We start from the raw sequence: 24,266 nt of genomic DNA on the forward strand, positions 1-24,266 counted from the left end.
GTTTTTAGCTAATATCTCGCGACCGCAGCTGGTAGACCGATTAAGGCACTTAAGGTCCCACTCAAAAAAGCGCATCAAACCGAGACGTTGCACTGACTATGCGAAAGCCTCAGGCTGCTCCGCTAAACTGGTTTTTCCCATGCAGCAAGACGTTGCATCTCCATTCGGATCTGGTGCTGTTGATTTCCACCCAGAAGTGACCCACTAGCCCCCGGTTTTTCCATCTCAATCTGACCCACGCATTAACCCTAGCCTGCTGCTTTCTTGTGCAGCAGGAGACCAGGAGTGATTGACGTGGCCACTTTGAGTGTCATCCGGCGCTGGGCTCTGCGTGAGCACCTGTCCATCCGAGAGATCGCCCGCAGAACTGGGCTTTCTCGCAATACCATCCGCAAGTATTTGCGCTCCGACGTTGTGCAACCTCAACTTGCACAGCGCACCATTGCCACCAAGCTCGACCCCTACGCCAGCAAGCTGTCAGGCTGGCTGCGTACAGAAGTCAACCGCTCTCGCAAGCAGCGGCGCACGATCAAGCAGATGTTTGTGGACTTGCAGGGGTTGGGCTATACCGGCTCCTACAACCGAGTCGCTGCCTTTGCCAGAGTGTGGAAGGCTCAGTGTCATGTGGCTGAGCAAACATCAGGGCGAGGCGTTTTTGTGCCCCTGGTCTTCGGCGCTGGAGAAGCCTTCCAGTTTGATTGGAGCGAGGATTGGGCTGTCATCGCGGGTGTACGCACCAAGCTGCAAGTGGCTCACTTCAAGCTCAGCCACAGCCGAGCCTTCTATCTGCGGGCCTATCCCCTGCAAACCCATGAGATGCTGTTCGATGCCCACAACCGTGCCTTTGCGGTGTTTGGAGGCGTCCCTAGGCGGGGGATCTACGACAACATGCGCACAGCCGTCGATCGTGTCGGCCGTGGCAAGCTCAGAGAGGTCAACGCCCGCTTCAGTGCTATGGCCAGCCATTTCCTGTTCGAGGCACAGTTTTGCAATCCGGCCTCGGGATGGGAGAAGGGACAGGTCGAGAAGAATGTTCGGGACGCTCGCCATCGTATCTGGCAATCTGTACCAGCGTTTCCGACACTCAGTGCCCTCAACGATTGGCTAGAGCAACGGTGTCAGCAGTTATGGCAAGAGATTGCGCATGGCCAATTGCCTGGCTCACTTGCTGATGTGTGGGAGCAAGAACGCTCAACTTTGATGCCCATGCCTCGGCCGTTTGACGGCTTTGTCGAGCATGCCAAACGAGTCTCTCCCACCTGCCTAGTTCACTTCGAGCGCAATCGCTACAGCGTGCCGGCCTCTTATGCCAACAGGCCCGTGAGCTTGCAGGTTTATGCCGACCGCCTGGTTGTCGTGGCCGAAGGTCAGTTCGTCTGCGAACACCCGCGCATCATTGAGCGCAATCACCAAGGCTCTGGGCGTACGGTTTATGACTGGCGCCATTACCTGGCCGTATTGCAGCGCAAGCCTGGCGCATTGCGCAACGGTGCGCCGTTTGTCGAGTTGCCAGACGCATTCAAACGACTGCAAGCTTTGCTCCTGAAGCAACCTGGCGGCGATCGCGAGATGGTGGAAGTTCTTGCCTTGGTGTTGCAGCACGATGAGCAAGCCGTCCTGGCCGCTGTCGAGTTGGCACTGGAGGATGGCGCACCCCGCAAGACCCACATCATCAATATCTTGCACCGCCTCATTGATGGAACACCGGAGCCTGACCCCATCCATTCACCCCAAGCCTTGGCCTTGATCGTTGAGCCACAAGCCAACGTCGTGCGCTATGACCAACTCCGACAGGTGCGCCATGCGTCATGACCCCGCCATTGCTGCGATCATCATCATGCTGCGCCAACTCAAGATGTTTGGCATGGCCCATGCCGTGACAGAACTTGCAGAGCAAGGCTCACCAGCATTTGAAGCAGCACACCCCATACTGTCGCAACTGCTCAAGGCCGAGAGTGCTGAGCGAGAAGTGCGCTCCATTGCCTATCAACTCAAGGTCGCCAGGTTCCCGGTCTACAGAGATCTGGCAGGCTTTGACTTCGCACACAGTGAAGTCAATGAAGCCTTGGTACGCAGCCTTCATCGCTGTGAGTTCATCGAGAAGGCTAACAACGTGGTGCTTGTCGGTGGACCTGGCACGGGCAAGACGCACATTGCTACAGCACTGGGTATTCAGGCCATTGAGCACCACCGTCAAAGGGTGCGCTTCTTCTCTACTGTTGAGTTAGTTAATGCCCTGGAGCAAGAGAAAGTGCAAGGCAAAGCCGGACAGCTCGCCCACAGGCTGGTGCATACGGATCTGGTGATACTCGATGAGCTGGGCTATCTGCCCTTCAGCTCATCTGGTGGTGCGCTACTGTTTCATCTACTCTCGACGCTTTACGAACGCACCAGCGTAGTCATCACCACCAACCTGAGCTTCAGCGAATGGGCCAGCGTGTTTGGTGATGCCAAGATGACCACGGCCCTGCTGGACCGCCTGACCCACCACTGCCATATTCTGGAAACAGGCAACGATAGCTACCGCTTCAAGCACAGCAGTGCAGTCCAACAACCGCCCATGAAGAAGGAGAGAAACAAAACCTAATCCACATCTTGAGCCTTACGGCTCAAGTCAAGGAGTGGGTCAGTTTGAGATGGAAATGGCGGGTCAGTTTTGCGTGGAAATTAACAGGCTAATGCCATCAAGTTCTCTCCACCCCATGGACGTATTGATGTTGAAGGGCACTTCGATGGTCAAGGGAACATCTGTGTTGACTTCCTTGACCAGGGGCCAGGCGTGCCCGCGCAAGAGCTAGACAAGATTTTTCAGCCATTCGTTCAGTCCAGCAAGACGAAAGATGGCTCGGGTGGAACAGGCTTGGGATTGGCAATCTGCCGAAAGATTATCGACGCGATGGATGGCACCATTACAGCAGCCAACAGGCCAGACGGCGGTGCAGTATTTCGTATTACGCTGCCGACTCGCTCTGCACAAGAGACGCAACCAGGAGAGCTGCTTTAGATCGAGTATGTAGAGTAGTTAGCAACTGGATTCACCTGCCCCAGCTGACGGCCTCCAATGGGTTGAGATCATCGCTCCGAGTTTGCAGGCTGCTGACATCCAACGACCAATTGACGGTAGAACCGCCCCTGACCAGACGGGGTGACTGCTGCGCCCCCGAAAGCAGTCATTGAAGCTGGCTGCTATTCGGCTAAACCGATGAATGCTTCTTGCCAGCTACAGTGAACTCCGGTCCGGGTTGCTAGCGACCGTACCCGGCCTGCACAGCGGACATAGATCCACGGAACATGAGTGACAGCAATGGGTCGACATGAGCCTGTTGCTACATCCAGAAGCGGCCCTTCGAGTCGGTTCGTGCTGAACCACGTAATCGAGCGGCTGCTCGGCCGCTCAGGGCAGAGCGTTCAACGGCTGGTGTGGGCCGTTGCTACCGCTCAGGTACCGGATCGTAAATGACTCAGATCAGCCTGAAACAACCCTTCGCACACATGGCTGTGAGCTTGAGGACTGATGGGCACTAACATTGGGGGGGACGAAGACTGGGTTAGCCAATTTCTTGTTTACCCCTTTGTTTACCCCTTGGCCCCAGAAAGACTAAAGGACTTAGCTCCTTTCGAAGCTAAGTCCTTGAATCATATGGTCGGAGCGGCGGGATTCGAACTCGCGACCCTCTGCTCCCAAAGCAGATGCGCTACCAGGCTGCGCTACGCTCCGAAGACCATTAATGTAGCTTGAAATCGGGCTCGGAATTCAGAAATTCATGTTCAATTTGATGCGAATAGCCTGCAACCACATGCTATTGAGGCTCGACTTTCGGCAATAAAGCCACGGCTATGATGCTGCACGAGACGCTGTCGGTGCTCTGTCGTGTCATGGGTGGGGTGAAGAATCGCACTAAACTGACCCCTTAAAGTTGGACAGTTAAATTACGGGCACATGGCCTGAGTTCGATCTTGGACCGGGCTCAGACCTTTTAATTTCATCTTGATTCGATGGTGGTTGTAGTAGCGGATGTAGCGAACCAGCTCACCACGCAGATGCTCGATGCTGGTGAACTTCTGCATATAGAACAGCTCCGTCTTCACCGTCGCAAAGAAGCTCTCCATCACAGCGTTGTCCGGGCAATTGCCCTTGCGCGACATGCTTTGGTCACACCTTTGGTTTCCAGGTGGCGGCGATAGGCCGGCATCCGGTAATGCCATCCCTGATCGGAGTGCAGCAGCGGCGCAGCCTGGCCTTTGAGTTTGCCAAGCGCCTTTTTCAGCATATTGCCCACCAGTGAGAAGTCAGGCTTGTCACGCATCTCATAGGCCACGATTTCACCGTTGTACAGGTCCATGACCGGCGACAGGTATAGCTTGCTGCCACGAAGGGAGGCGCTATCTGGGGCTAAGAGGCGTGACGCAATGGCTTGGTGGCTTCTCGGCGCAGGGCGTTATTGGTGAGCAATGCGTGCGCCTATCACATTGCTTCTTGGGCGCTTTGATCGTGGTGCTGGTCAACACTTAAACGGCCCGTGCGCGCTGATGTTCACTGAAAGGGCTTGCGGCTGACCGCAGCTGCAGCGGGTAGTAAGCGGTGCAGGTCTTCCAAGCAATCAGTGGGATCAACGAGTACACGAAGAGTCGAATCAAGGTACCCTCGCCGTTTGGATTTTTAGGAATGTTAGCTTATGTAACAGCTTTAATCATTCTTAAATAATCATATGTTCAAAACCCGCAGAGTGCGGACATGGTTGTTTTGTTGATGCGCATCAAAATCGCAGGGGGTGAGCAATCACACAATTGCTCACCGATACCAAGTTCGGTCATCGGAATCGCTGTTTGCGGTCATGTCATGAGAATCAAAGCAATTGCCTTCCTACTGACGTCTATCGCTTTCAGCGCCTTGTGCGAAAAAGCGATGGCGCACGACCAAAACCCAATTGCCGGTGAGGTAAAGAAGGCCGCCTCTGAGTCGTTGCAGGTCTATCAAAAGAGCGGCGTATCAGGCTTGATAAGTGCAGTTTCCGATTGCTGGAAGTTGCCGCGCGACTTTTGTCTCTATCTGGACGCTGCATCGCATCGTCTTGCCTTAGGTGCAACGCATTCGGGGGCTCAATTGAGCGAGTACTTCTACGATGAATCCGTCTCCAGGCGAGGACACGCTTGGCTCGTGTCTAACGGTCATGGGCGAGTGGCGAATGAACAGTACTTGCAAGCTGTCGATCAAATAATGGTTCGTGCGTTGGTTGTGCAGAGAGAAAAAATGCCCGACGGCAAATCTTGATATTTGTCAGGGCCTTTCCTTCAGGCACTGCACCGTTTTTTCGTCAAGCCACTCGGCATGCATGCCAGGACAAGCGAACTCGTCGCGCAAGCTTTGGGTGAGGGTTTGGGGTTCATCGGCTTGGGCATCAGGCGCAGACAGCCAGGCCGCGAGAAGCCGGGCTCCAACGATGACCAGCAGGGATTCAACAATCGTCTTCAGCATGGGGACCTCTTGCTCAATAAATCGCTTGCAGCTATCAAAGCTGAACGCTTAGAGGGGCCAGGCTTCTGGTGTGAGTGCAATCACCACGACCGCGCCGACCAGACAGAAGAGGCCTAAGCCGGTGAGGGCCCCTTGCGCTGCGAGCAGCAGCTTTGTCGACGGGGTAGTGGTTGGGGTCGAATGCATGAGATCTCCTGTGAGCAAAGAAAAAGCCCGCGAGCGTTTGCTGCGGGCTTTAGTCGAGTGGCGGTGCTTCTCGTGGTGATTAGGCGATCAAGTTTCCATCGCGCCGATGAAGCTGCGGTGATCAATCGGCAATAGCGACTTGATATGCTGACAATTCATCAGAATTAATGGGGGACGCTATGTCGAGTTTGGGATCGATCGCGCTAGTCGTTGGCGGCGCACTGAGCGCGTTTGCCGCAGTAGCACACTTGGCGTGTATTGCAATTGGCGCTCCCGCATACCGGGTGATGGGAGCGAGTGATCGGATGGTCCGCGCAGCCGAGCAAGGGAAATCTCGGCCAGCACTGATAACGCTTTTCATCGCAATGATTTTGTTCATCTGGGCTGGCTACGCATTGGCCGGAGCTGGCGTCATTGAGCCTCTGCCGCTAACCAAGCTCGCGCTCATAGCTATCTGTGCCGTGTATCTGGCGCGGGCGGTTGCTTTCCCATTTCTCAAGCCGGTGTTCCCTGCAAACACACAGACTTTTTGGCTGGTGTCATCTGGCATCTGTCTCGTGATCGGGCTGTTTCACCTGGTTGGCCTCGTTGAGTTGTGGAGCGCACTCTAGGCATTTCTCTGATCAGCATTCAGTGCCTGGCACAAGAGCCCTTGATGACAAAAGAAAGCCTGCGAGCGGTTGCTGCGGGCTTGATAAAGAGCCGGTGACCTTGCGGGTCCGCGTGGGGAATGGGTCAGAGGGGGAGGAGGAGATACACCCCAGGCACGGCTGGAAACTAAAATGGGTCATCAGACTGGAGGTGCTTCATGACCCAGGAGGAATCTGGCGCATTCGCTGCGCTGTCGATGGTCTTGACGGCAGTCGTCAAGGCGCTCCCACCCGAGACTGCGCATCAGGTGGCAAGAGAGCTGCGCGCTGCACAGCTGGATGCCAAGCATCAGGACGGACCTGATAGGACGGATCCCGAATTCAGGCTTGGCCGCGATCACTTGGTCAATGTGTATCGCGAGCTTCTCAACAGCGTGGCTGAGGGCAAGGTCTACCTTGTCGGCGGTGGCAAGAAGTGAATCTGACTTGCCATCTGGCGTGACCACTGTCGCTCACGCCGTGGAGGCCGCGCCGTGCTCTCAATAGATGGCGGCCCAGGCGAATTCCCGGGATGCCATACCTGCTCAAGCAGTCACACCAGATGACCCTGAATTCAGGGCAAAAAAAGCCACCCTGCGGAGGGTGGCTTAAAGAGGCTTCACTCACACCTGAGTAGCGCTCATTCAAAGACATTAGTTAGGTTGAATACTTTCACTAACATCTGATGTTGTCAGCATTTCTATTGATAGAAGCATATTAATACATATTATCTATTGTTAATGACCCCTCTGAAGCTTTGCCGGGGGAAGGCATATGCGAGGTTGAAGCCTGTGAGCACCTATGGCTTGGCGAGCAGCAGTTTTGTCGTGCGGGTGGTGGTTGGACTCGAGTGCATATGGTTTCCTGCGGGCAAAAGAAAAAGCCCGCGAGCGGTTGCTGCGGGCTTGGATAGAGAGCCGGTGACCTTGTGAGGTCGTGCCTGGGTAAGAAGGTCAGAAAGGGAGGGAGGAGAGATCCCAGGCCCGGCGTAACAGGTAGATGGCGTGAAATTCTGCACGATGCTTTTCGGGCAAGCAATAAGAGTTTGACTTACACCGAACGGGGTAGCTCCAGGTCTGCTCATGAGGCTGGGGCATTGCGACTCTAGGCACCTGATTTGCGCAATGAGCGTCCTGTTCTGTACATTGAACTGCAGGCGGCAAAAGAAAAGCCCGCAAGCAGTTGCTGCGGGCGCTAATAAAAAGCCGGTGACCTATTTGGTCATGCCTGGGCAAGTTGCGGAAGTGAAAGGAGTCTGTGACCCCAGGCCCGGCAAAACAGGTTCGTGACACAAATTTTGCCCAAAGAGAGTCATGGAATCAAGATGTGCCTGGGTTCATAAACAGACTCTCCGTCATCTGGCCTGACCACTTTCGCCGACGACGCTGAAGTCGCGCCGCGCTTCCAATTGACGCCAGCTCAGGCGAATTCCTGAGTTACCGCACCTGCTCGAGCGGTCACGCCGGGTGGCCCCCGCTACTTTCCCGGGGTGGTCATGATGGGCACCTGTGGCCGGTGCTATTACCCTCTTGCAGTTTTCCAGCCAGGCCTTGCAGGCCTGGTTTGTAAGAGCCGGGGAGCCGACCCCCGGCACCATCAAGAAAAAGAGCGGATGACCCGGTTTGCGGTCTGTCGGTGGCAGCAATCTCGGATTGCCAAACTCCATGCCCGCTTGCAGTTTTTCAATGCCGCGCTCTTTCTTGATGGCCCCGCTATAGCCCTGCGGGATAGGGCATATGTATGCCACATGCTGGCTAAACGCTCACATTTCAAGTTCCTGTTCAAACCGCAGCGCCCTGGTTCAAGACGCTCTGGTTTGTGCTGGGATTCCAACCGGCATGGCACGTTGTTTTTCTTGGCACGCCTGCGCCTCACCCCCGTATAGCCTCAGGGTCTGGACTTCGCGCGATCTTTGATGTTCCTGTTGCCGATCCCATCCGCGGGGAGTGCAGTACTGACTACAGCGCACAACGACCTTTTGTATCCCGCTATCGCCCGCGGTGCCCTGTGTTTACCCAGCCGTGCTGCTGCAAGAACAAGGTGCAGGCTCGATCACTTGGCACCCGCCGCATTGCTGCGATGGATGTAATGCAGCGTTGCTAAATCAATTGCGCAATAGCTGTGCTAAATATTTTTTGTAGCGTTGCTGTGTCTTGATCGTGCGCAGTGGTTCAAAGACGAAAAAAAGCCCGCACAAGGCGAGCTGTCTCAGGTTGCGTGCTGTCTATTGAAGGAGGAGCATTTAGGTATCACGCACTTCAAGGAGAGCGGCGATGTCTACCCTCATGACACAAATGGTTGGCCTGTGGATCCTGGCCGTGTTGGTGGCCTGGGTGATCAACGAGATCAGGGACGATTGGCGGGCATAAAGAAGGTTCATCGAGGAATTCCGTGGAGATGAGCCCGTTCGTTTTGTAATCTGACGGCAGCGAAGCTGACATCGGAGAACAAATCAAATGCTGGACTCGAAGTTATTGCAGGCTCTTGGCGGCTGGGAGGGCTACGAGGTTGAACGTGTGCAGTGGCCCCAGGGCGATAGCCGCACCGTGTCGATCTATCTGAAGCCGCAGGCCAGCGTCATGCATTGCGAACGCTGCGGTGCGCAGTGCAGCCAAGTCCATGAGACCACGACACGGCGCGTGCGCGATCTGGCATTGTTCGAGTACAAGGTGGTGCTGCATGTGCCGCGTCGGCGTCTGTGGTGCGATAGCTGTGGTGGCCCGTGCCTGGAGAAACTCAGCTGGCTCGGTCGCTACCAGCGCGTCACAGACCGTCTGGCACAGGCGTGCAGCCAGTTGCTTCGCAGCAGCAGCATCAAGGCAGTCGCGGCCTTCTTCGATCTTGGGTGGCACACGGTCAAGTCCATCGACAAGGCCTTATTGCTGGCCACTACCGCGCAGCCGCAATGGGATCAGATCGAGTATCTGGCGATGGACGAGTTTGCGTTGCACAAGGGCCATCGCTACGCCACAGTCGTCGTCGACCCCATCAGCCGGCAGGTGCTGTGGGTGGGGCAAGGGCGCTCACGCGAGACGGCCCGCCAGTTCTTCGAGCAGTTGCCCGTTGGCGTTGCCCAGCGCATTCGCGCGGTTGCTATCGACATGACTACTGCCTACGAGCTGGAGATCCAGGCCAACTGCCCCAACGCCGAGATCGTCTATGACCTGTTCCATGTCGTGGCCAAGTATGGCCGGGAGGTTATCGACCGAGTGCGTGTCGATCAGGCCAACTTGCTGCGCCAACAGCCCTTGGCGCGCAAGGTGCTCAAGTCCAGCCGCTGGTTGCTACTGCGCAATCGCAACAAGCTGCAGGCTCAACAAGCAGTGCAGCTCAAGGAACTGCTGGCGGCCAATGAGCCATTAATGGCGGTATACGTCTTGCGCGATGAGCTAAAACAGCTGTGGTTTTACCGTCGTCCGGCTTGGGCGCATCGCGCCTGGCAGCACTGGTGTGAGCAAGCGCGCCAAAGCGGTATTACAGCACTGAGCACCTTTGCTCAGCGCTTGCAAAGCTACCTGCACGGGATCATCGCCCGATGCCGGCATCCCTTGAACACAAGTGTTGTCGAGGGCATCAACAACACCATCAAGGTCATCAAGCGCCGGGCCTATGGCTACCGCGATCAGGACTATTTCTTTCTGAAGATTCGCGCAGCCTTCCCCGGTAATGCGCGATGAACCATAAAGAAGCCCGCACATGACGGGCTTTAGAGTGGCTAACACCACCGATCCACGAAGCGCACACAGATGATCGCTGCTGCCGGTTTCAGCAGCGCTTCGTGGATATCTAACCGTCTTTCAAAGCGGATTCGCAGCTTGCCCAAGCCTGCAAACCATCCATGCGTCCGCTCCACCACCCAGCGATGCTTGCCCAGTCGCTCGCTACTCTCAACGCCTCGCCTGGCAATGTGGCTGGCGATGCCCCGTTGCCTCAGGTACGCACGGCAACGCTTGTAGTCATAGCCCTTGTCGGCGTGCAGCTTCGATGGCCTTTTGCGAGGGCGCCTTCCCAAGCCTGCAATCGCAGGAATCGCGTCCACGCACCTCTCGAACATCTTGGAGTCGTGCCGGTTTGCGCCGCTGACCAAGATCACTATGGGAATGCCTCTGGCATCTACAACGATATGTCGCTTGGAACCGAGCTTGCCTCTGTCCGTGCGGTTGGGGCCCGTTTCCTGGCCTCCCGGGGGCTTGGCACCGAGGAGCCATCAATGCTGGCCCGGCTCCTGTCGATCTAATATTCGAAAAAGCCCCATTGGTGTGTTTCCTCCTATGTGAAGGAATGTCGCAGAGGAGCGGCGGCTGCCGGCCAGCCCGTCAGTAGCCTTCAACCAAATGCATTTCCGTCCCATCGATCGCAATCATCACGCCCGTGGTGTTGGGGTCGATTTCTATTGGGACGCCCCACAGCTCATTGGGCTTGCCGAAGGAATTGACGATGTTGAACTGGCGCAGCTCTTCAGGCGTCATCTTGATCAGCTTGGGGTAGGCGTTGTTGTGGGCCTTCCAGTGCCGCAGGAACGTGTGGCAAACGCGCTTGTGGACTGTGTGGATAGGGGATTCATCGGTCATGGTGCGATTGTCTCAGAGCCGGGTGATGCACTGAGACCTATGACTGGGAACGGCCATAAGCAGCCCTTGATGAACGATCCGGCATACGAAAGTAGAAAAATCAACTCAGCTAGGCTGCATGCACCGGCGACAGCTCCACCTTGTTACGCCCCGTAGCCTTGGCTGCGTACAGGGCCTCATCCGCCACGCGGATGACCGCTGACACTTCACTGTCTTCCTCTGGGGTCCAGGTTGCGGCCCCGATGCTGGCCGTGACATGGCCAAACTCACTACCTGAATGCTCAATCCCCAGGTCAGAAATCGCCGAACGAATACTCTCTGCAACCGAGGCCGCCCCTTCTGGCGAAGTGTTCGGGAGGACCACAATGAATTCCTCCCCCCGTAGCGCGCGGCATGATCTAGAGGGCGGCGGATATTGTCACCAATGCACTTCGCAACAGCCGCGAGCGCATCATCACCCGCCTGATGCCCGTAGGTGTCGTTGTAAGCTTTGAACCGATCGATATCGACAAACAGCAGCGAAAACATGCTGCTGTTTCGCCTGGCCCGTCGCCATTCCTGGTCCAGGATTTCACCCAGCGTGCGGCGGTTATGCAGGCCCGTCAGACCATCAGTTCGTGCCAGCATGGCCAGCTCCGATTCCGCACGCATACGGTGCCTCAATTGGAGCCTGAAAGCAAACGACAATCCAATAAAAGCGGCAGCGAGCATCCCTATGACAGCGGCGATGGTCAGGGCGCGATGCCACCATGCCGCATAGATATCGGAATAGGCTTCTGCCACGATGATGGTGAGCGGTAGCTTCGACAAGTTCTTGAAGTAGTACAGCCGCTGCACTCCATCGATCACTGAAACGTCTGTAAAGCTACCTTCCGTCTTTAGGCGATGCTTCTTGAAGGTGCTGGCGTTGCTGACGTTCCGCCCGATGACTTTCTCGTCATAAGGCTGGCGCATGATCAAGGTGCCGTCACGCTGCATCAACACCATCGCACCATGGTTGCCTAAGGAAAGTGTCGAAAACAGTTTCCGGAAATAGTCCAGTTGAATAGCAAGCAGCACCACGCCGGCAAAAGAGCCGTCGGCATGTGAAATACGGCGGGTCAGCGGAATGCTGAGAGAACCATTGCGCAGTCTCGACGCATAAGGATGGCCGACATACAAGCCGACATTCGGGCTTGCCTGGTGCACCTTGAAATATTCGCGATCTGCAAAGTTACCGACCCTGGGCACCCCGCCCGCGGCATCAAGGATGATATCCCCCTCGGCATTCAACACTAGGGTCTGTTGAGATTTGATTTTTACCTTCCGGGGTGGCGTCACAATCGCGCTGTGATGCGATACGTTTTGACAGATGAACAATGGGCTCGTATGAGCCCATTGTGTTTAGGGAAGATTGGGGATCGAGGACGCAGTGGCTCCAACAATCGACTGTTCTTGGAAGCAGTGCTTTGGGTTGCGCGTACAGGTAGCCCTTGGCGAGATCTGCCGCCTGAATTTGGCAAGTGGAACACCGTCTTCAAACGGTTTCGCGACTGGGTCAAAGCTGATGTCTTTCAAAAGCTGTTTGACGCGGTCAGCGATCAACCGGACATGGAATACGTGATGGTGGATGCAACGATTGTGCGAGTGCACAGGCATGGACAGGGTGCAAAAGGGGGTCTGCGAGCCAGGCCATAGGTCGCAGTCGAGGTGGTTTGACCACCAAGATATTGGCGCTGACGGATGCCCTTGGAAACTTGATCCGATTTGTGTTGCTGCCAGGCCAACGGCATGATCTTCAAGGTGTAGAACAGCTGCTCGAAGGCATAGACCTGCGGACATTGCTGGCCGACAAAGCGTTTGACGCAGACTGGCTGAAGCAACACTTGCTGGCACAGGGTTGCCAAGTGGTGATTGCACAAAAGGCCAATCGTCGAGCGCCCTTGCAGATTGATATAGAGGTCTACAAGTGGCGGCACTTGATCGAGAACTTCTTTTGCAAGCTCAAGGAGTTCAAGCGCATTGCAATGCGCAGCGACAAGACAGACAGCAGCTTCGCTGCTGTCATCACGCTGGCATCGGCTGTGATCAATTCACGTTAAATCTCAACACGTCCTAGCATGGAGCCAAGATAGGAGGCAGTCGCGGATCGGTCGAACAGGGCAATGTTCCGGAGCCGGTCTGATGCCGTCATCACTTCATGGTCACTGATCCCGTCAACCGCGGCTTGCAAGGACAGAGCAGAGCGTAAAGCTCGAAATTGCGTTCAATGTCGTGCTCTGCCATTGTGGCGACATTGCGTAAGCCATCGGTCGTCCTGCCTGCTGCATCCAGCCGGCCCTGGTACAGGACCACAACGCAGATAACCACCATCGACAGTGCGATCACTACACCGGCGATGGCCATGACATAGGGCGCAGCGGACCCATTGAGCCCTTGCTTGAAAGAAAACCAGCGAAGCCAATTTTTATCATTGTGGTCTTCCACGGCTCCCCCCAGTTACATGTCTTCGTTCAAGAAGTCAGCGGCGTAGCCAAGCTGCATGCATTCATTAGGCTGTCCCAGCTGCTTGCGAATTCGTCTTATGCGTTCTCTTTATGGCCTGACGCGCCAGCATACACATGAACCATAGTTGCTGGCTACAGAGCATGCTCTTAACTGGAAAAGCCGAGAAGCTTTTACACAGCCCCAGGTATCACTGGCCAAGCGGCCCGACCCGTATCAATCGCGTGCCGCCAAGCTGGATGAGATGCCGATTGCACGTGCGTGAAAGCCCCCGCCTTGCGAGGCTTTTGTGTGCTGACCGCTAGTGGCCAGAAGCAGCCATTTGACCTGCATCCGTTAAGCGGTCATCCCGTGTCCCGACAGCAATCCTGATCCAGCATCTCAATCACACAATAATTCAATATTTATTGTATTATCGATAAATGCAAGAAGCCCAAGTTATCCGTTCCCTCTCAGCTTTGGCCCATGAAGCACGCCTGCGCGTTTTTCGTGCGTTGGTGGTTGCAGGACCTGAAGGCCTGACTCCCAGTGCATTGGCGCAGCAGCTGGGTATTGCCCCCAATGCACTGTCGTTTCACCTAAAGGAACTGTTCCATGCCGAACTCGTGAGTCAAGAGCGGCAGGGCCGAAATGTGCTATATCGTGCTGCATTTCCCGTCATGAATGGTCTGCTCGCATATCTCACCGAGAACTGCTGCCAGGGAGCTGCCTGCACTCCAGACGCCGTGGCTTTGTGCCAGTGCTGAAGCGCTCGTTGCTAGGAACAGTTCACCATGTTGACGGCCATTCTGATTTTCATCTTCACACTGACGCTGGTCATCTGGCAACCGCGCGGCCTTGGCATTGGCTGGAGTGCCTCTATCGGGGCCGGTATCGCGCTGCTGCTGGGGGTCGTGCACTTCGCTGATATTCCGGTGGTCTGGCATATTGTCTGGAATGCCACGGCGACCTTTGTCGCCATCATCATCACCAGCCTTTTGCTGGATGAGGCCGGTTTCTTCGAGTGGGCCGCATTGCACTTTGCCCGCTGGGGTGGTGGCAGCGGCGTCAAGCTGTTTGCGTTCATTGTGCTGCTGGGTGCCGCCGTATCAGCCCTCTTTGCCAATGACGGAGCGGCCCTGATTCTCACGCCAATCGTGATGGCCATGCTGGTAGCGCTGGGCTTTTCTCCGGCGGCAACACTGGCGTTTGTCATGGCCGCCGGGTTTATTGCCGACACTGCGAGCTTGCCGCTGATCGTCTCCAACCTGGTGAATATCGTGTCCGCCGACTTTTTCAAGATTGGCTTCAACGACTATGCGTCCGTGATGGTGCCGGTCAACTTTGCCTCCGTTCTGGCCAGCCTCGGGGTTCTGCTGCTGCTTTTCCGGCGCGATATTCCTGCTTCCTACGACGTGGCCCAGCTGAAGCAGCCATCGGCTGCAATCAAAGACCGGGCCACGTTCCGGGCTGGCTGGGTCGTGTTGGTCTTGCTTCTGATTGGCTTTTTTGTTCTGGAGCCCCTGGGCGTGCCCGTCAGTGCCGTGGCGACCATGGGGGCAGCGATCTTGCTGGCTGTGGCCGCGCGTGGTCATGTCATCAGCATCAGGAAGGTGCTCCATGGCGCTCCTTGGCAGATCGTGGTGTTCTCGCTGGGTATGTATCTGGTGGTCTATGGATTGCGCAACGCGGGCCTCACGGATTACATCGCTGTGTTGCTGAATCAGTTTGCAGCCGGTGGCGTGTGGACCGCATCGCTGGGCACCGGCGTGTTGTCTGCGGTGCTGTCCTCGATCATGAACAACATGCCCACGGTCTTGATCGGGGCCCTGTCCATCGATGCGTCCACAGCCAGCGGCGCTGTCAAGGAGGCCATGGTGTACGCCAATGTGATCGGCTGCGATCTGGGTCCCAAGATCACGCCGATTGGCAGCTTGGCCACCTTGCTGTGGCTGCATGTGCTGGGCAAGAAAGGCACAACGATTGGTTGGGGCTACTACCTCAAAGTCGGCGCGGTACTGACTCTGCCCGTGCTGCTAATCACCCTTTCCGCCCTGGCCTTTCGGCTCAGCGTGGCGTCATGAATCTTTGCAACGGAACTCTAGCGCTATGAGCGACATCACGATTTACCACAACCCTGCTTGCGGTACCTCCCGCAATGTCCTGGCCCTGATCCGCAACAGCGGGGCGGAGCCCACGGTCATCGAATACCTCAAGACGCCACCTGATCGCGCCACCCTGGTGGGCCTGATCCAAGCCATGGACATGCCAGTGCGCGACGTGTTGCGTCAAAAAGGTACACCCTATGACGAACTTGGCTTGGGCGAGCCGGAATGGACGGACGAGCAATTGATTGATTTCATGCTCCAGCACCCCATCCTGATTAATAGGCCGATAGTGGTCACCCCTCTGGGAACCCGCTTGTGCCGTCCCTCGGAAGCCGTGCTGGACATCCTGCCGCAGCCTCAACAGGCCGCCTTTTCCAAGGAGGACGGCGAAGCCGTTATTGACTCGAAAGGAAACCGAATTGGCAAGCTCTGATCTACCGAACCTCGACGAACAAGTCTTTGAGATGCCCAGCCTGGAAGGCCTTTTGCCCGCACAGCGTGCGACGCACGCGCCGCGCATTCTGCTGCTGTATGGCTCGGTTCGCGACCGCTCCTATAGCCGGCTGCTGACCGAAGAGGCGGCGCGACTGCTGCGCAAGATGGGGGCCGAGACCAGGATTTTCGATCCGCGTGGCCTGCCGCAACCCGATGGTGCCCCTGACGATCACCCGAAGGTCAGGGAGCTGCGCGAGCTGGCCCAGTGGGCGGAGGGTATGGTGTGGACCTCTCCGGAGCGTCACGGTGCCATGACCAGCGTTCTCAAAGCGCAGATTGACTGGATTCCTTTGTCTGTCGGAGCTGTGCGGCCGACACAAGGCAAGACACTCGCAGTGATGCAAGTCTCGGGGGGCTCGCAGTCCTTCAATGCGGTCAACCAGATGCGCGTACTGGGCCGCTGGATGCGCATGATCACCATCCCCAATCAGTCGTCCGTTGCCAAGGCATTTGCCGAGTTCGACGAGGCTGGCCGGATGAAGCCATCTTCGTATTACGAGAGGGTGGTGGATGTGATGGAAGAGCTGGTCAAGTTCACGCTGCTGACGCGAGACTGTTCGGACTACCTGGTGGATCGCTACAGCGAGCGCCGTGAAAGCGCCGAAGAACTGTCCAAACGGGTCAATCAACGCAGCATTTAAGCGATCCACAAAGCACTTATTGCTAGTGCAGGGGCGGCGGAAGTGGCGGTGATAGGAAGTAATCCATGTCTTTCCATGACGTCATCATTGTTGGAGCGGGTCAGGCAGGCCTATCGGTGGCGTATTTCCTGCGCCGAACCAATCTGTCAGTGTTAGTGCTGGATGCCGAGGAGGCTGGTGGTGGAGCCTGGCAGCATGGATGGGATTCGCTGAGGCTTTTTTCTCCCGCCTCGTGGAGTTCCATCGCGGGATGGCCGATGCCTGCCTCAGGTGAGCAGTATCCAGGTCGTGACCATGTGGTCGATTATCTTCGCAAGTACGAAAAACGCTATGAACTCAAGATCGAGAGGCCGGTTCGTGTTACGGGTATTGAAACCACTGAGCAAGGTTTCCAGGTCAATGCTGGAGCGAGAACCTGGCATTCGCGTGCAGTTGTATTGGCCACGGGAACATGGCGAAATCCCTTTGTCCCCAACGCTGAGGGTTTGACGTCCTTCAAGGGACAACAGTTGCACTCGGCTCAGTACGTGTCTCCTGAACCGTTCAAAGGCAAGAGGGTGATGGTGGTCGGTGGAGGAAACTCCGGCGCTCAGATCCTGGCGGAGGTCTCGCATGTCGCGGAGTCCACGACCTGGGTCACGTTGGAGCCACCGGCCTTTCTGCCGGATGAGGTCGATGGGCGAGTGCTTTTCGAGAGGGCCACCGCACGCTGGCAGGCCCTGCAGGAGGGTAAAGATCCAGAGAACCTGCCAGGTGGCTTTGGCGATATCGTGATGGTCCCCCCTGTCCTTGATGCACGCCAGCGCGGCGTGCTGCATTCTGTCGGCTCATTTGAAAAGCTCACGGCGGACGGGGCTCAATGGGGAGACGGAAGTACCAAGCCCTTCGATGCGATCATCTGGTGTACAGGCTTCAGGCCAGCGTTGCAGCCTCTGGAGACTCTTGGCGTTGTCAACGAATTCAGAGTCGCGGTAGATGGCACACAGGTGCGTGGAGTCCCTGGTTTATGGCTGGTAGGCTATGGAGAGTGGACGGGGCCAGCGTCTGCGACGCTCATTGGAGTCATGCGCACAGCTCGTAGCACAGCAAGCGAAATTGCTCAGTACCTATCCGATTGAATGACCGCTGTCCCTGGATCTAAAGGTCTGCTGAGGGTCTACAGGGACTTAGATTTTGCCGAGGCTCGCGTCAAGCTTTACGCCAATCCCATGGCGCGATGGGTTCGGGATCTCGCCAAAGTCCAGCTTTTCGAGCCTTGGCCTCTTACTCTGCAAACTCATAGTGCCCGCGCTCCTGTGGTGACTGCTCTCGGGTGTAGGCGCGATACCACCAGGCCATCCCTTGCCTGATCATCGCCAAGCCGGCATCGAGCGTGTGCGGCCCGCTGGGGGCCGATGCAGGCGTCACCCAGACAGAGCACACCTGTCGCTGGTACCTGTCTGTCTTGGTGCAGCGCAGCCCAGCCTCTTTCTGGAAGGTTGGCTCGGCCAGCACTTGCCGGGCGCGATCCCGAACGGCTGCTTGCGCTCAGGGGCGTCGATGCCCTGCAGTCTCACCTTGACCTGTTCGTATTGCCCTGGCTCGCCGCATCGGGCTGTCAGGGCGTCACCGTCGAAGATGCCGACAACCAGGCAGATGAGGGCTGAGGCGAGCATGGGGCAAAGGTGGAGAGGGTTGTTATCCAGTGCATAATACCGACCGGTCATATCGAACGAGGAATGGCCGATGCGGAGCGCTCCGCAAATCTAGGTTGTGGCTATACCGAAAAAACCTAGTGAAATCAATCATCTGCCCGTAGCTCAGTTGGATAGAGCAACAGCCTTCTAAGCTGTGGGTCACAGGTTCGATCCCTGTCGGGCAGGCCAAGCGAAGAAAAAAGCCCATTCGTGCAATTGCATGAATGGGCTTTTTGTTTCTGCATCAACAGTGTGCCGCAGAGTGCATTTAAGGCTCTGCGATCTTGCCTCTATATTTTCATTCCATCTCTTCTTCAAAAACGACCGATGGTGCGGCGACGACGCGTGCAATGTCCGTAGGGGCAGTAATCAGGCTTTTGCTTACATAGCTGAAGGGTGTGTCAGGCTCAAGGGCTGCCGTCGCCAAATGCGCTTTTGCCTGGTTGAGGGTGATGTAGTAGCTGCCCATCGGCGCTTCAATGGCGCCACGCGTCAGCACAGGGGTGTTGCTGCCGGTACGGGATGGGGTGTAGTTTTCTGCCAGCATCTGACCAGATTCTGCAATCTGCATGACTTGCACTCCCTGCAGGCGCAAACGGTCGACGGCTCGCCCGGAGTCAGCCGACAGCCAGTAACCGCATGGGCGGGGGCGGCTTTGTTCGGGCTTTATGTTCAGCGATGAATTCCAGTCTACACGGGCTTCGATTTCCTGTCCGGATTCGGCCTGCAGCATGCGGATGGTGCGCTGCTCAGGTGTTTGTTTGGCCTGGATGGTCAGGGTGTTGCGGCAAGCGAGCGCGGAAATGTCGCGTGACACAAAGGATTCGACCTGCTTCAGGTTTTTTGATTTCTCGGCCGTGGCTCGCAGTGCTGCCGTTGCCGCAGTGACCAGGCTGTGCACGCGGCGCTGAATGTGCAGGCGCCCCAGATCGGAGCCGCGGCTGGCTATCAGCAGAGCGACAGAGTTTTTGAGGCTGCTGGTGTTGGCCAGAGTGTCGGCAGCCAAACCGGCCATGGACATTGATTTGTCCTCAGGCTGAGCACTGGGCTGGAAAAACCATTCATTGCTGAGCTCTGCCTGCTTGAGCGCATTGCGTATGGGTTGACTGAACCACTCTCGCGCTGCCTTGTTGACAAATTCGTGTGCATTGGCCGTGGCAGCGGGTTGCAGTAGCACGTCGTAGCGCTGCACGGCCTGAAATTTCTGCAGCAACGTGCCAGCTGCTGCAAATTCACGTAGATCAATCACAGCTGCAGGCCGGTAGTTACGGGTCAGGCGGGCGAGGGCCTGTGCTTCCGGAGTGCTCAACAGCAGATGATCGTGAACGAGGTCTGTGCCGTCTGCTGTGACGTGGCTGGCCGTGCCTGCCGCATCAGGATTGGCCCGGGGTACGATGATGATATTGGTTTGCTGCAGCAAGGGCGCCAGCAGGCCGCCCTGGCTCAGTTCACGAGCGACGACCAACAGGGCCTCAGTGCTGGCAGGTTCGTCGCCACGTTGGCCGCCGACCAAGAGCACGGTGGGTTTGCCGCTGCTGTTGATGGTTGTTGCCTGGGTGTTCTGGCCCTGAGTCGCAATAAGCGCTTGAATCGGCAGTCCTCTTTGAGAGGTGCCGATAGTAATGGTGGACAGTTGCGAGCCGTTACCGGCCTTGCTGCTCACTGATTGCAACCACGTAGAAATTTCTGTCTGCGTGCTGAAATGCTGTCGCCCATTGCCCAGACCTGGAGTGTCGTAAAGAGTGGTAGGGTCGGTAAAGCGAGACTCGATGGCCGGGTTATAGGGCAGGGCCGTCAGCTGTGGCGTAGGGTCAACCGCCTGGCTGATCACCGAGGGGGCAGCAGGAGAGCTTGCTGCGGAGGGGGCTGGGGCCGTTGCAGGGCCTGACATGCCAGCCCAGGGCGGCAGTTGCACATTTGCACAGGCCGTCAACAGCACTGCCGAGCCCACTGTCGTCAGCTTGAGCATGCTTTGGGTCCAGACGGACTGCGTGCGCTTGGCATGAGAGAAAACAGGCTTGGTAAGAAATGTCATAAGTTCAACGCAGATAAAAAGAACATGCCAAGAGCGAAAGCCCAAGCTTCGCACATCTGGAACCCATATTAGGTCGGCTGGCTTGCGGTCGGCTGTCAGCGCGCAGCGATGCTGCAGCTGGAAAAAACAGAAGGGCTGCAATATTGGAGATTGCAGCCCTTCAGGAGTTTGGGTTGAAGGTGATTTCACACCTTCAACCATAGACGCAGCGGATTAACGGCCGTAACCGCCGCCAAAGCCTCCACGGTTGCCGCCGCGATTGCCTCCGCCAAAGCCACCACGACCGCCGCCAAAGCCACCACGGCGGCCACGGTCAGCCATGCTGTCCACGCTGGTGCGCATGGGGTCGGGCTGGCCACCACCGTTGCTGCCGCGCGCGCCGTTGTGGCGGGCGTGGCCTTGCTGTGTACCCAGGTGCGCATCGGCACGGGGGGGTTGATCGTCGTAGCGATTGCCGCGCTCGCGATCACCGAACTGGCGGGCACCGCCGCGCTTGGGGGCTCGCTGTTGATCGCTATTGCCTTGCGGGCGTGGAGCGCGGTCGCTTTGGCCGAACGAGTTACTGCGCTCGCCTTGGCGCTCGGTGCTGCGATCGGGGTTGCGTTCGCTACGTTCCACCGCTTGCTGGCCCTGGTCGCGCTGGCTGTTGACGCGGCTGTTGCTGCGGGGCTTGTGCTGGCGTGCGGGGCGTTGCTGTGCTTCACCTTCTGCTTCGCCTTGTTGGGCATCTGCAGCAGGACGGCGACCACCGCGGCCGCCATTGGGCGTCTTGTTGGAGCGGATACGCTCCATCATTTCCTGGCGGGCCGCCTTGGCAGCTGCCTGCATCACATCGCGGCTGGGGGGCTTGCCAGCGCCACCCCACAGCGTCTGTCGGCCCATGGCGATGGGCTCGGCGATTTCGCCTTCCTCAGGACCAAAGCCTTCGATGGGCTGCACCGGAATCTCCTGCTTGGTAAAGCGTTCGATATCCATCATGAAGCCTTCTTCGTCCATGCAGACCAGGCTGACTGCGTTGCCTTCGCGGCCGGCGCGGCCGGTTCGGCCGATACGGTGCACATAGTCTTCCGAGATATTGGGGATCTCGTAGTTCACCACGTTGGGCAGCTCGTCAATGTCGATGCCGCGTGCCGCGATATCTGTTGCCACCAGCGCGCGCAGCTCGCCCGTTTTGAAGCCTTCCAGGGCTTGGGTACGGGCGCTCTGGCTCTTGTTGCCGTGCAAAGCCATGGCGGAAACGCCGTTCTTGGTCAGGTACTCGGCCACATTGTTGGCACCAAACTTGGTGCGGGTGAACACCAGCACCTGACTCCAGTTGTTTTCCTGGATGATGTGCAGCAGCACCTGCTTTTTCTTGCCACGCCCCACGGGGTGGATGACCTGCTTGATACGCTGGACGGTGGTGTTGCGCGGTGTGACCTGGATGGATTGGGGGTTGCGCAGCAGGCCATTGGCCAGCTCGCGAATTTCATCGCTGAAGGTGGCAGAGAACAGCAGGCTTTGTTTGTCCTTGGGCACCAGAGCCAGAACCTTCTTGACGTCATGGATGAAGCCCATGTCCAGCATGCGGTCGGCCTCGTCCAGGATCAGCATCTCGACGGTGGACAGGTCCATGAAGCCTTGACCGGCCAGGTCCAGCAGACGACCGGGCGTGGCAACCAGGACGTCGACGCCCTTCTCGATGCGGGCGATCTGTGGCTTCATACCGACACCGCCAAAAATCACGGTGGAGGTAATGTCCAGATATTTGGCATAGCTGCGCAGGTTTTCTTCCACCTGGGCCGCCAGTTCGCGGGTAGGGGTCAGCACCAGCGTGCGGATGCCCTTGCCGCCAAACTTGTTCTTGGGTGCTGTGCCGCTTGCCAGGCGCTGCAGCATGGGCAGCGTGAAGGCGGCTGTCTTGCCGGTGCCGGTCTGAGCGCCAGCCAGCAGGTCGTGCCCGGCAAGAACCAGAGGAATTGCCTGTGCCTGAATGGGAGTCGGGCTTTCATAACCCTGTTCTTTTACGGCCTTCAGAATGGCGGGTGCCAGATTCAGTTCTTCAAATGTCATTGTGATCAATTGCGCCAATCCTGGGCGCGGGGTATCAGCCTGTCATGGCACCCGTGGGGTGCCTGGCCAGTTGTAGGCAGATATAGTTTGCGTGTTGGGAGCTTGGAAACGCTTCCTTTGTCCCCAGCTGAAGTGCTGCTGCAGCAGGCAACTGGACGCCTGTTGCGAGGGGTATTGTCGCATGCACCGATAATCATGGTTTGATTGCCGTGTAAAGCGGCACACTTTTTTGCATAAATCCAAGTAACTCAAAGCAATTCGGACATGGCTCAATACGTTTTTTCGATGAATCAGCTGACCAAGACGGTGCCGCCCAAGCGCCAGATCTTGAAAGGCATTTCCCTGAGTTTCTTCCCCGGCGCCAAGATCGGCGTGCTGGGTCTGAACGGCTCGGGCAAGTCTTCGCTGTTGAAGATCATGGCCGGTGTGGACAAGGAGTATGAGGGCGAAGCCATCCCAATGCAGGGCCTGTCCATCGGCTACCTGCCCCAGGAGCCTCAGCTCAATCCCGAGCACACCGTGCGCCAGGCTGTGGAAGAAGCCATGGCCGAGGTGAACAATGCCAAGGCCCGCCTGGAAGAGGTTTACGCAGCTTACGCAGAAGAGGATGCGGACTTTGACGCCCTGGCTGCCGAGCAAGGTGAGCTGGAGGCCATCATCGCTGCTGCGGGTACGGACTCCGAGCATCAGTTGGAAATCGCTGCGGATGCGCTGCGCCTGCCGGCATGGGACGCTATCGTGGGTCAGCTCTCCGGTGGTGAGAAGCGCCGCGTTGCCCTGTGCAAGCTGCTGCTGTCCAAGCCTGACATGCTGCTGCTGGACGAGCCGACCAACCACTTGGACGCCGAGTCCGTGGACTGGCTGGAGCAGTTCCTGCACCGCTTCAGCGGCACCGTGGTGGCCATTACCCACGATCGCTACTTCCTGGACAATGCTGCGGAATGGATTCTGGAACTGGACCGTGGCCATGGCATCCCCTACAAGGGCAACTATTCCGACTGGCTGATCCAGAAGGGTAACCGCCTGGAAGCCGAGCAAAAGGGCGAAGAAGCCCGTGCCAAGGCCTTGAAGAAGGAACTGGAGTGGGTGCGCCAGAATGCCAAGGGTCGTCAGGCCAAGTCCAAGGCCCGTATTGCGCGCTTTGAAGAGCTGAGCGACTACGAATACCAGCAGCGCAATGAAACACAGGAAATCTTCATTCCTGTGGCCGAGCGACTGGGCTCCAAGGTCATCGAGTTCACCAATGTCTCCAAGTCCTTTGGCGACCGCATGCTGATCGACAACCTTTCGATGAACATTCCCGCTGGTGCCATCGTCGGCATCATCGGACCGAATGGTGCAGGTAAGTCGACTCTGTTCAAGCTGATCGCGGGTAAGGAGCAGCCTGATTCAGGTACGGTGGACATCGGCCAGACTGTGAAGATGGCCTTTGTGGACCAGCACCGTGATGAACTGGCCAATGAAAAGACCGTGTGGGAAGACATCTCCGGCGGTTTGGACATGATCACCGTGGGCAAGTTCACGATGGCGTCGCGCGCTTACGCGGGCCGCTTCAACTTCAACGGCCAAGACCAGCAAAAGAAGGTCGGCAACCTCTCCGGTGGTGAGCGCGGTCGCCTGCACCTGGCCAAGACGCTGATTCAAGGCGGCAACGTGCTGCTGTTGGACGAGCCCTCCAATGACTTGGACGTGGAAACCCTGCGTGCGCTGGAAGACGCGCTGCTGGAATATGCCGGTACCGTGATGGTCATCTCGCATGACCGCTGGTTCCTGGACCGTATTGCCACGCATATCCTGGCCGCCGAAGGCGATTCCCAGTGGGTATTCTTTGACGGCAACTACCAGGAGTACGAAGCCGATAAGAAGAAACGACTGGGTGAAGAAGGTGCTGCGCCCAAGCGTATGCGTTACAAGGCGTTGAAGTAAGCATCAAA

17 protein-coding genes, 2 tRNA genes and 6 pseudogenes are annotated in these 24,266 nt (G+C 57.2%); 15 read left to right on the forward strand and 10 right to left on the reverse strand.

Features of this window, described 5'->3' with window-relative positions; genetic code table 11:
* Positions 1-285: 285 nt before the first annotated feature.
* The 3 genes and pseudogenes from istA to NOX35_RS08660 form a co-directional block, all read left to right on the forward strand.
* On the forward strand, positions 286-1,812 hold the full coding sequence (gene istA, locus NOX35_RS08650) for an IS21 family transposase (protein ID WP_256493546.1): 1,527 nt from the start codon (positions 286-288) through the stop codon (positions 1,810-1,812).
* Complete coding sequence (istB, locus tag NOX35_RS08655) at positions 1,802-2,587, forward strand: IS21-like element helper ATPase IstB (protein ID WP_256493544.1); 786 nt, start codon at positions 1,802-1,804, stop codon at positions 2,585-2,587. Before istA ends, istB begins: the two co-directional genes overlap by 11 nt.
* 87 nt (positions 2,588-2,674) lie before the next feature.
* Positions 2,675-3,004, forward strand: a pseudogene (locus tag NOX35_RS08660) (sensor histidine kinase); the annotation flags it as partial.
* Positions 3,005-3,641: 637 nt separating this feature from the next.
* Here the strand turns inward: NOX35_RS08660 and NOX35_RS08665 are convergent.
* Positions 3,642-3,718 (reverse strand) — tRNA-Pro (locus tag NOX35_RS08665).
* A 212-nt stretch (positions 3,719-3,930) separates the two neighbouring features.
* Positions 3,931-4,370, reverse strand: a pseudogene (locus NOX35_RS08670) (IS3 family transposase); the annotation flags it as partial.
* Between the two features lie 365 nt (positions 4,371-4,735).
* Between NOX35_RS08670 and NOX35_RS08675 the strand changes: the two are divergent.
* Complete coding sequence (locus NOX35_RS08675; RefSeq protein ID WP_232538152.1) at positions 4,736-5,272, forward strand: hypothetical protein; 537 nt, start codon at positions 4,736-4,738, stop codon at positions 5,270-5,272.
* Positions 5,273-5,278: 6 nt separating this feature from the next.
* Here NOX35_RS08675 and NOX35_RS08680 read toward each other — a convergent pair whose 3' ends face one another.
* Complete coding sequence (locus NOX35_RS08680; RefSeq protein ID WP_182286358.1) at positions 5,279-5,476, reverse strand: hypothetical protein; 198 nt, start codon at positions 5,474-5,476, stop codon at positions 5,279-5,281.
* Between the two features lie 365 nt (positions 5,477-5,841).
* Here NOX35_RS08680 and NOX35_RS08685 point away from each other — a divergent pair, with 365 nt between their 5' ends.
* The 3 genes from NOX35_RS08685 (at position 5,842) to NOX35_RS08695 (ending at position 9,968) form a co-directional block, all read left to right on the forward strand.
* Positions 5,842-6,273, forward strand: a complete 432-nt coding sequence (locus NOX35_RS08685; protein ID WP_256496354.1) for a hypothetical protein — start codon at positions 5,842-5,844, stop codon at positions 6,271-6,273.
* A 197-nt stretch (positions 6,274-6,470) separates the two neighbouring features.
* A complete protein-coding gene (locus tag NOX35_RS08690; RefSeq protein WP_182286359.1) occupies positions 6,471-6,731 on the forward strand; it encodes a hypothetical protein in 261 nt (86 codons plus the stop codon).
* A 2,016-nt stretch (positions 6,732-8,747) separates the two neighbouring features.
* Complete coding sequence (locus NOX35_RS08695; RefSeq protein WP_256494054.1) at positions 8,748-9,968, forward strand: ISL3 family transposase; 1,221 nt, start codon at positions 8,748-8,750, stop codon at positions 9,966-9,968.
* Positions 9,969-10,006: 38 nt separating this feature from the next.
* On the opposite strand, the pseudogene NOX35_RS08700 reads toward NOX35_RS08695, so the two are convergent.
* The 3 genes and pseudogenes from NOX35_RS08700 to NOX35_RS08710 form a co-directional block, all read right to left on the reverse strand.
* Positions 10,007-10,524: pseudogene (locus NOX35_RS08700) on the reverse strand (IS5 family transposase); the annotation flags it as partial.
* Positions 10,525-10,607: 83 nt separating this feature from the next.
* Positions 10,608-10,862, reverse strand: a complete 255-nt coding sequence (locus tag NOX35_RS08705; RefSeq protein ID WP_182286360.1) for a hypothetical protein — start codon at positions 10,860-10,862, stop codon at positions 10,608-10,610.
* A 109-nt stretch (positions 10,863-10,971) separates the two neighbouring features.
* Positions 10,972-12,140 (reverse strand): annotated as a pseudogene (locus NOX35_RS08710) (diguanylate cyclase); the annotation flags it as partial.
* Between the two features lie 90 nt (positions 12,141-12,230).
* Here NOX35_RS08710 and NOX35_RS08715 point away from each other — a divergent pair.
* Positions 12,231-12,943, forward strand: a pseudogene (locus NOX35_RS08715) (IS5 family transposase).
* Between the two features lie 91 nt (positions 12,944-13,034).
* On the opposite strand, the gene NOX35_RS08720 reads toward NOX35_RS08715, so the two are convergent.
* Positions 13,035-13,328: a hypothetical protein gene (locus NOX35_RS08720; protein ID WP_371878525.1), complete on the reverse strand. Its 294-nt coding sequence runs from the start codon at positions 13,326-13,328 to the stop codon at positions 13,035-13,037.
* Positions 13,329-13,768: 440 nt separating this feature from the next.
* Between NOX35_RS08720 and NOX35_RS08725 the strand changes: the two genes are divergently transcribed.
* The 5 genes from NOX35_RS08725 (at position 13,769) to NOX35_RS08745 (ending at position 17,687) form a co-directional block, all read left to right on the forward strand.
* Positions 13,769-14,092: a helix-turn-helix transcriptional regulator gene (locus NOX35_RS08725; protein WP_182286361.1), complete on the forward strand. Its 324-nt coding sequence runs from the start codon at positions 13,769-13,771 to the stop codon at positions 14,090-14,092.
* Positions 14,093-14,119: 27 nt separating this feature from the next.
* Positions 14,120-15,409, forward strand: coding sequence for an arsenic transporter (locus NOX35_RS08730; protein WP_256496355.1), 1,290 nt, complete (start codon positions 14,120-14,122; stop codon positions 15,407-15,409).
* A 25-nt stretch (positions 15,410-15,434) separates the two neighbouring features.
* Positions 15,435-15,866 (forward strand): arsenate reductase (glutaredoxin), encoded by a 432-nt coding sequence (arsC, locus tag NOX35_RS08735; RefSeq protein ID WP_182286363.1) that lies wholly within the window; start codon positions 15,435-15,437, stop codon positions 15,864-15,866.
* Entirely contained in the window at positions 15,853-16,569 is a 717-nt protein-coding gene (gene arsH, locus NOX35_RS08740) for an arsenical resistance protein ArsH (RefSeq protein WP_256496356.1), read from the forward strand. The genes arsC and arsH overlap by 14 nt, the downstream gene beginning before the upstream one ends.
* A 65-nt stretch (positions 16,570-16,634) precedes the next feature.
* Positions 16,635-17,687: an ArsO family NAD(P)H-dependent flavin-containing monooxygenase gene (locus NOX35_RS08745; protein WP_256496357.1), complete on the forward strand. Its 1,053-nt coding sequence runs from the start codon at positions 16,635-16,637 to the stop codon at positions 17,685-17,687.
* Positions 17,688-17,757: 70 nt separating this feature from the next.
* On the opposite strand, the pseudogene NOX35_RS08750 reads toward NOX35_RS08745, so the two are convergent.
* Positions 17,758-18,224, reverse strand: a pseudogene (locus NOX35_RS08750) (thermonuclease family protein).
* A 133-nt stretch (positions 18,225-18,357) separates the two neighbouring features.
* Here NOX35_RS08750 and NOX35_RS08755 point away from each other — a divergent pair.
* Positions 18,358-18,434, forward strand: a tRNA-Arg gene (locus NOX35_RS08755).
* 109 nt (positions 18,435-18,543) lie between these two features.
* Here NOX35_RS08755 and NOX35_RS08760 read toward each other — a convergent pair.
* Complete coding sequence (locus NOX35_RS08760) at positions 18,544-20,280, reverse strand: M14 family zinc carboxypeptidase (protein ID WP_371878539.1); 1,737 nt, start codon at positions 20,278-20,280, stop codon at positions 18,544-18,546.
* A gap of 213 nt (positions 20,281-20,493) precedes the next feature.
* On the reverse strand, positions 20,494-22,332 hold the full coding sequence (locus NOX35_RS08765) for a DEAD/DEAH box helicase (protein ID WP_256496359.1): 1,839 nt from the start codon (positions 22,330-22,332) through the stop codon (positions 20,494-20,496).
* A 264-nt stretch (positions 22,333-22,596) separates the two neighbouring features.
* Here NOX35_RS08765 and ettA point away from each other — a divergent pair, with 264 nt between their 5' ends.
* Entirely contained in the window at positions 22,597-24,258 is a 1,662-nt protein-coding gene (gene ettA / locus NOX35_RS08770; protein WP_003063408.1) for an energy-dependent translational throttle protein EttA, read from the forward strand.
* The last annotated feature ends 8 nt before the right edge of the window (positions 24,259-24,266 follow it).

The organism is Comamonas sp. C11, assembly GCF_024496285.1.
Lineage (GTDB): Bacteria > Pseudomonadota > Gammaproteobacteria > Burkholderiales > Burkholderiaceae_C > Comamonas > Comamonas testosteroni_F.

Coding starts and splice junctions, on each gene's coding strand:
- NOX35_RS08760 (WP_371878539.1), bottom strand. CDS start 20,280: ATGACATTTCTTACCAAGCCTGTTTTCTCTCATGCCAAGCGCACGCAG.
- NOX35_RS08745 (WP_256496357.1), top strand. CDS start 16,635: ATGTCTTTCCATGACGTCATCATTGTTGGAGCGGGTCAGGCAGGCCTA.
- NOX35_RS08690 (WP_182286359.1), top strand. CDS start 6,471: ATGACCCAGGAGGAATCTGGCGCATTCGCTGCGCTGTCGATGGTCTTG.
- NOX35_RS08725 (WP_182286361.1), top strand. CDS start 13,769: ATGCAAGAAGCCCAAGTTATCCGTTCCCTCTCAGCTTTGGCCCATGAA.
- istB (WP_256493544.1), top strand. CDS start 1,802: ATGCGTCATGACCCCGCCATTGCTGCGATCATCATCATGCTGCGCCAA.
- ettA (WP_003063408.1), top strand. CDS start 22,597: ATGGCTCAATACGTTTTTTCGATGAATCAGCTGACCAAGACGGTGCCG.
- NOX35_RS08675 (WP_232538152.1), top strand. CDS start 4,736: ATGGTTGTTTTGTTGATGCGCATCAAAATCGCAGGGGGTGAGCAATCA.
- NOX35_RS08695 (WP_256494054.1), top strand. CDS start 8,748: ATGCTGGACTCGAAGTTATTGCAGGCTCTTGGCGGCTGGGAGGGCTAC.
- NOX35_RS08705 (WP_182286360.1), bottom strand. CDS start 10,862: ATGACCGATGAATCCCCTATCCACACAGTCCACAAGCGCGTTTGCCAC.
- NOX35_RS08765 (WP_256496359.1), bottom strand. CDS start 22,332: ATGACATTTGAAGAACTGAATCTGGCACCCGCCATTCTGAAGGCCGTA.
- NOX35_RS08730 (WP_256496355.1), top strand. CDS start 14,120: ATGTTGACGGCCATTCTGATTTTCATCTTCACACTGACGCTGGTCATC.
- NOX35_RS08685 (WP_256496354.1), top strand. CDS start 5,842: ATGTCGAGTTTGGGATCGATCGCGCTAGTCGTTGGCGGCGCACTGAGC.
- NOX35_RS08680 (WP_182286358.1), bottom strand. CDS start 5,476: ATGCTGAAGACGATTGTTGAATCCCTGCTGGTCATCGTTGGAGCCCGG.
- arsC (WP_182286363.1), top strand. CDS start 15,435: ATGAGCGACATCACGATTTACCACAACCCTGCTTGCGGTACCTCCCGC.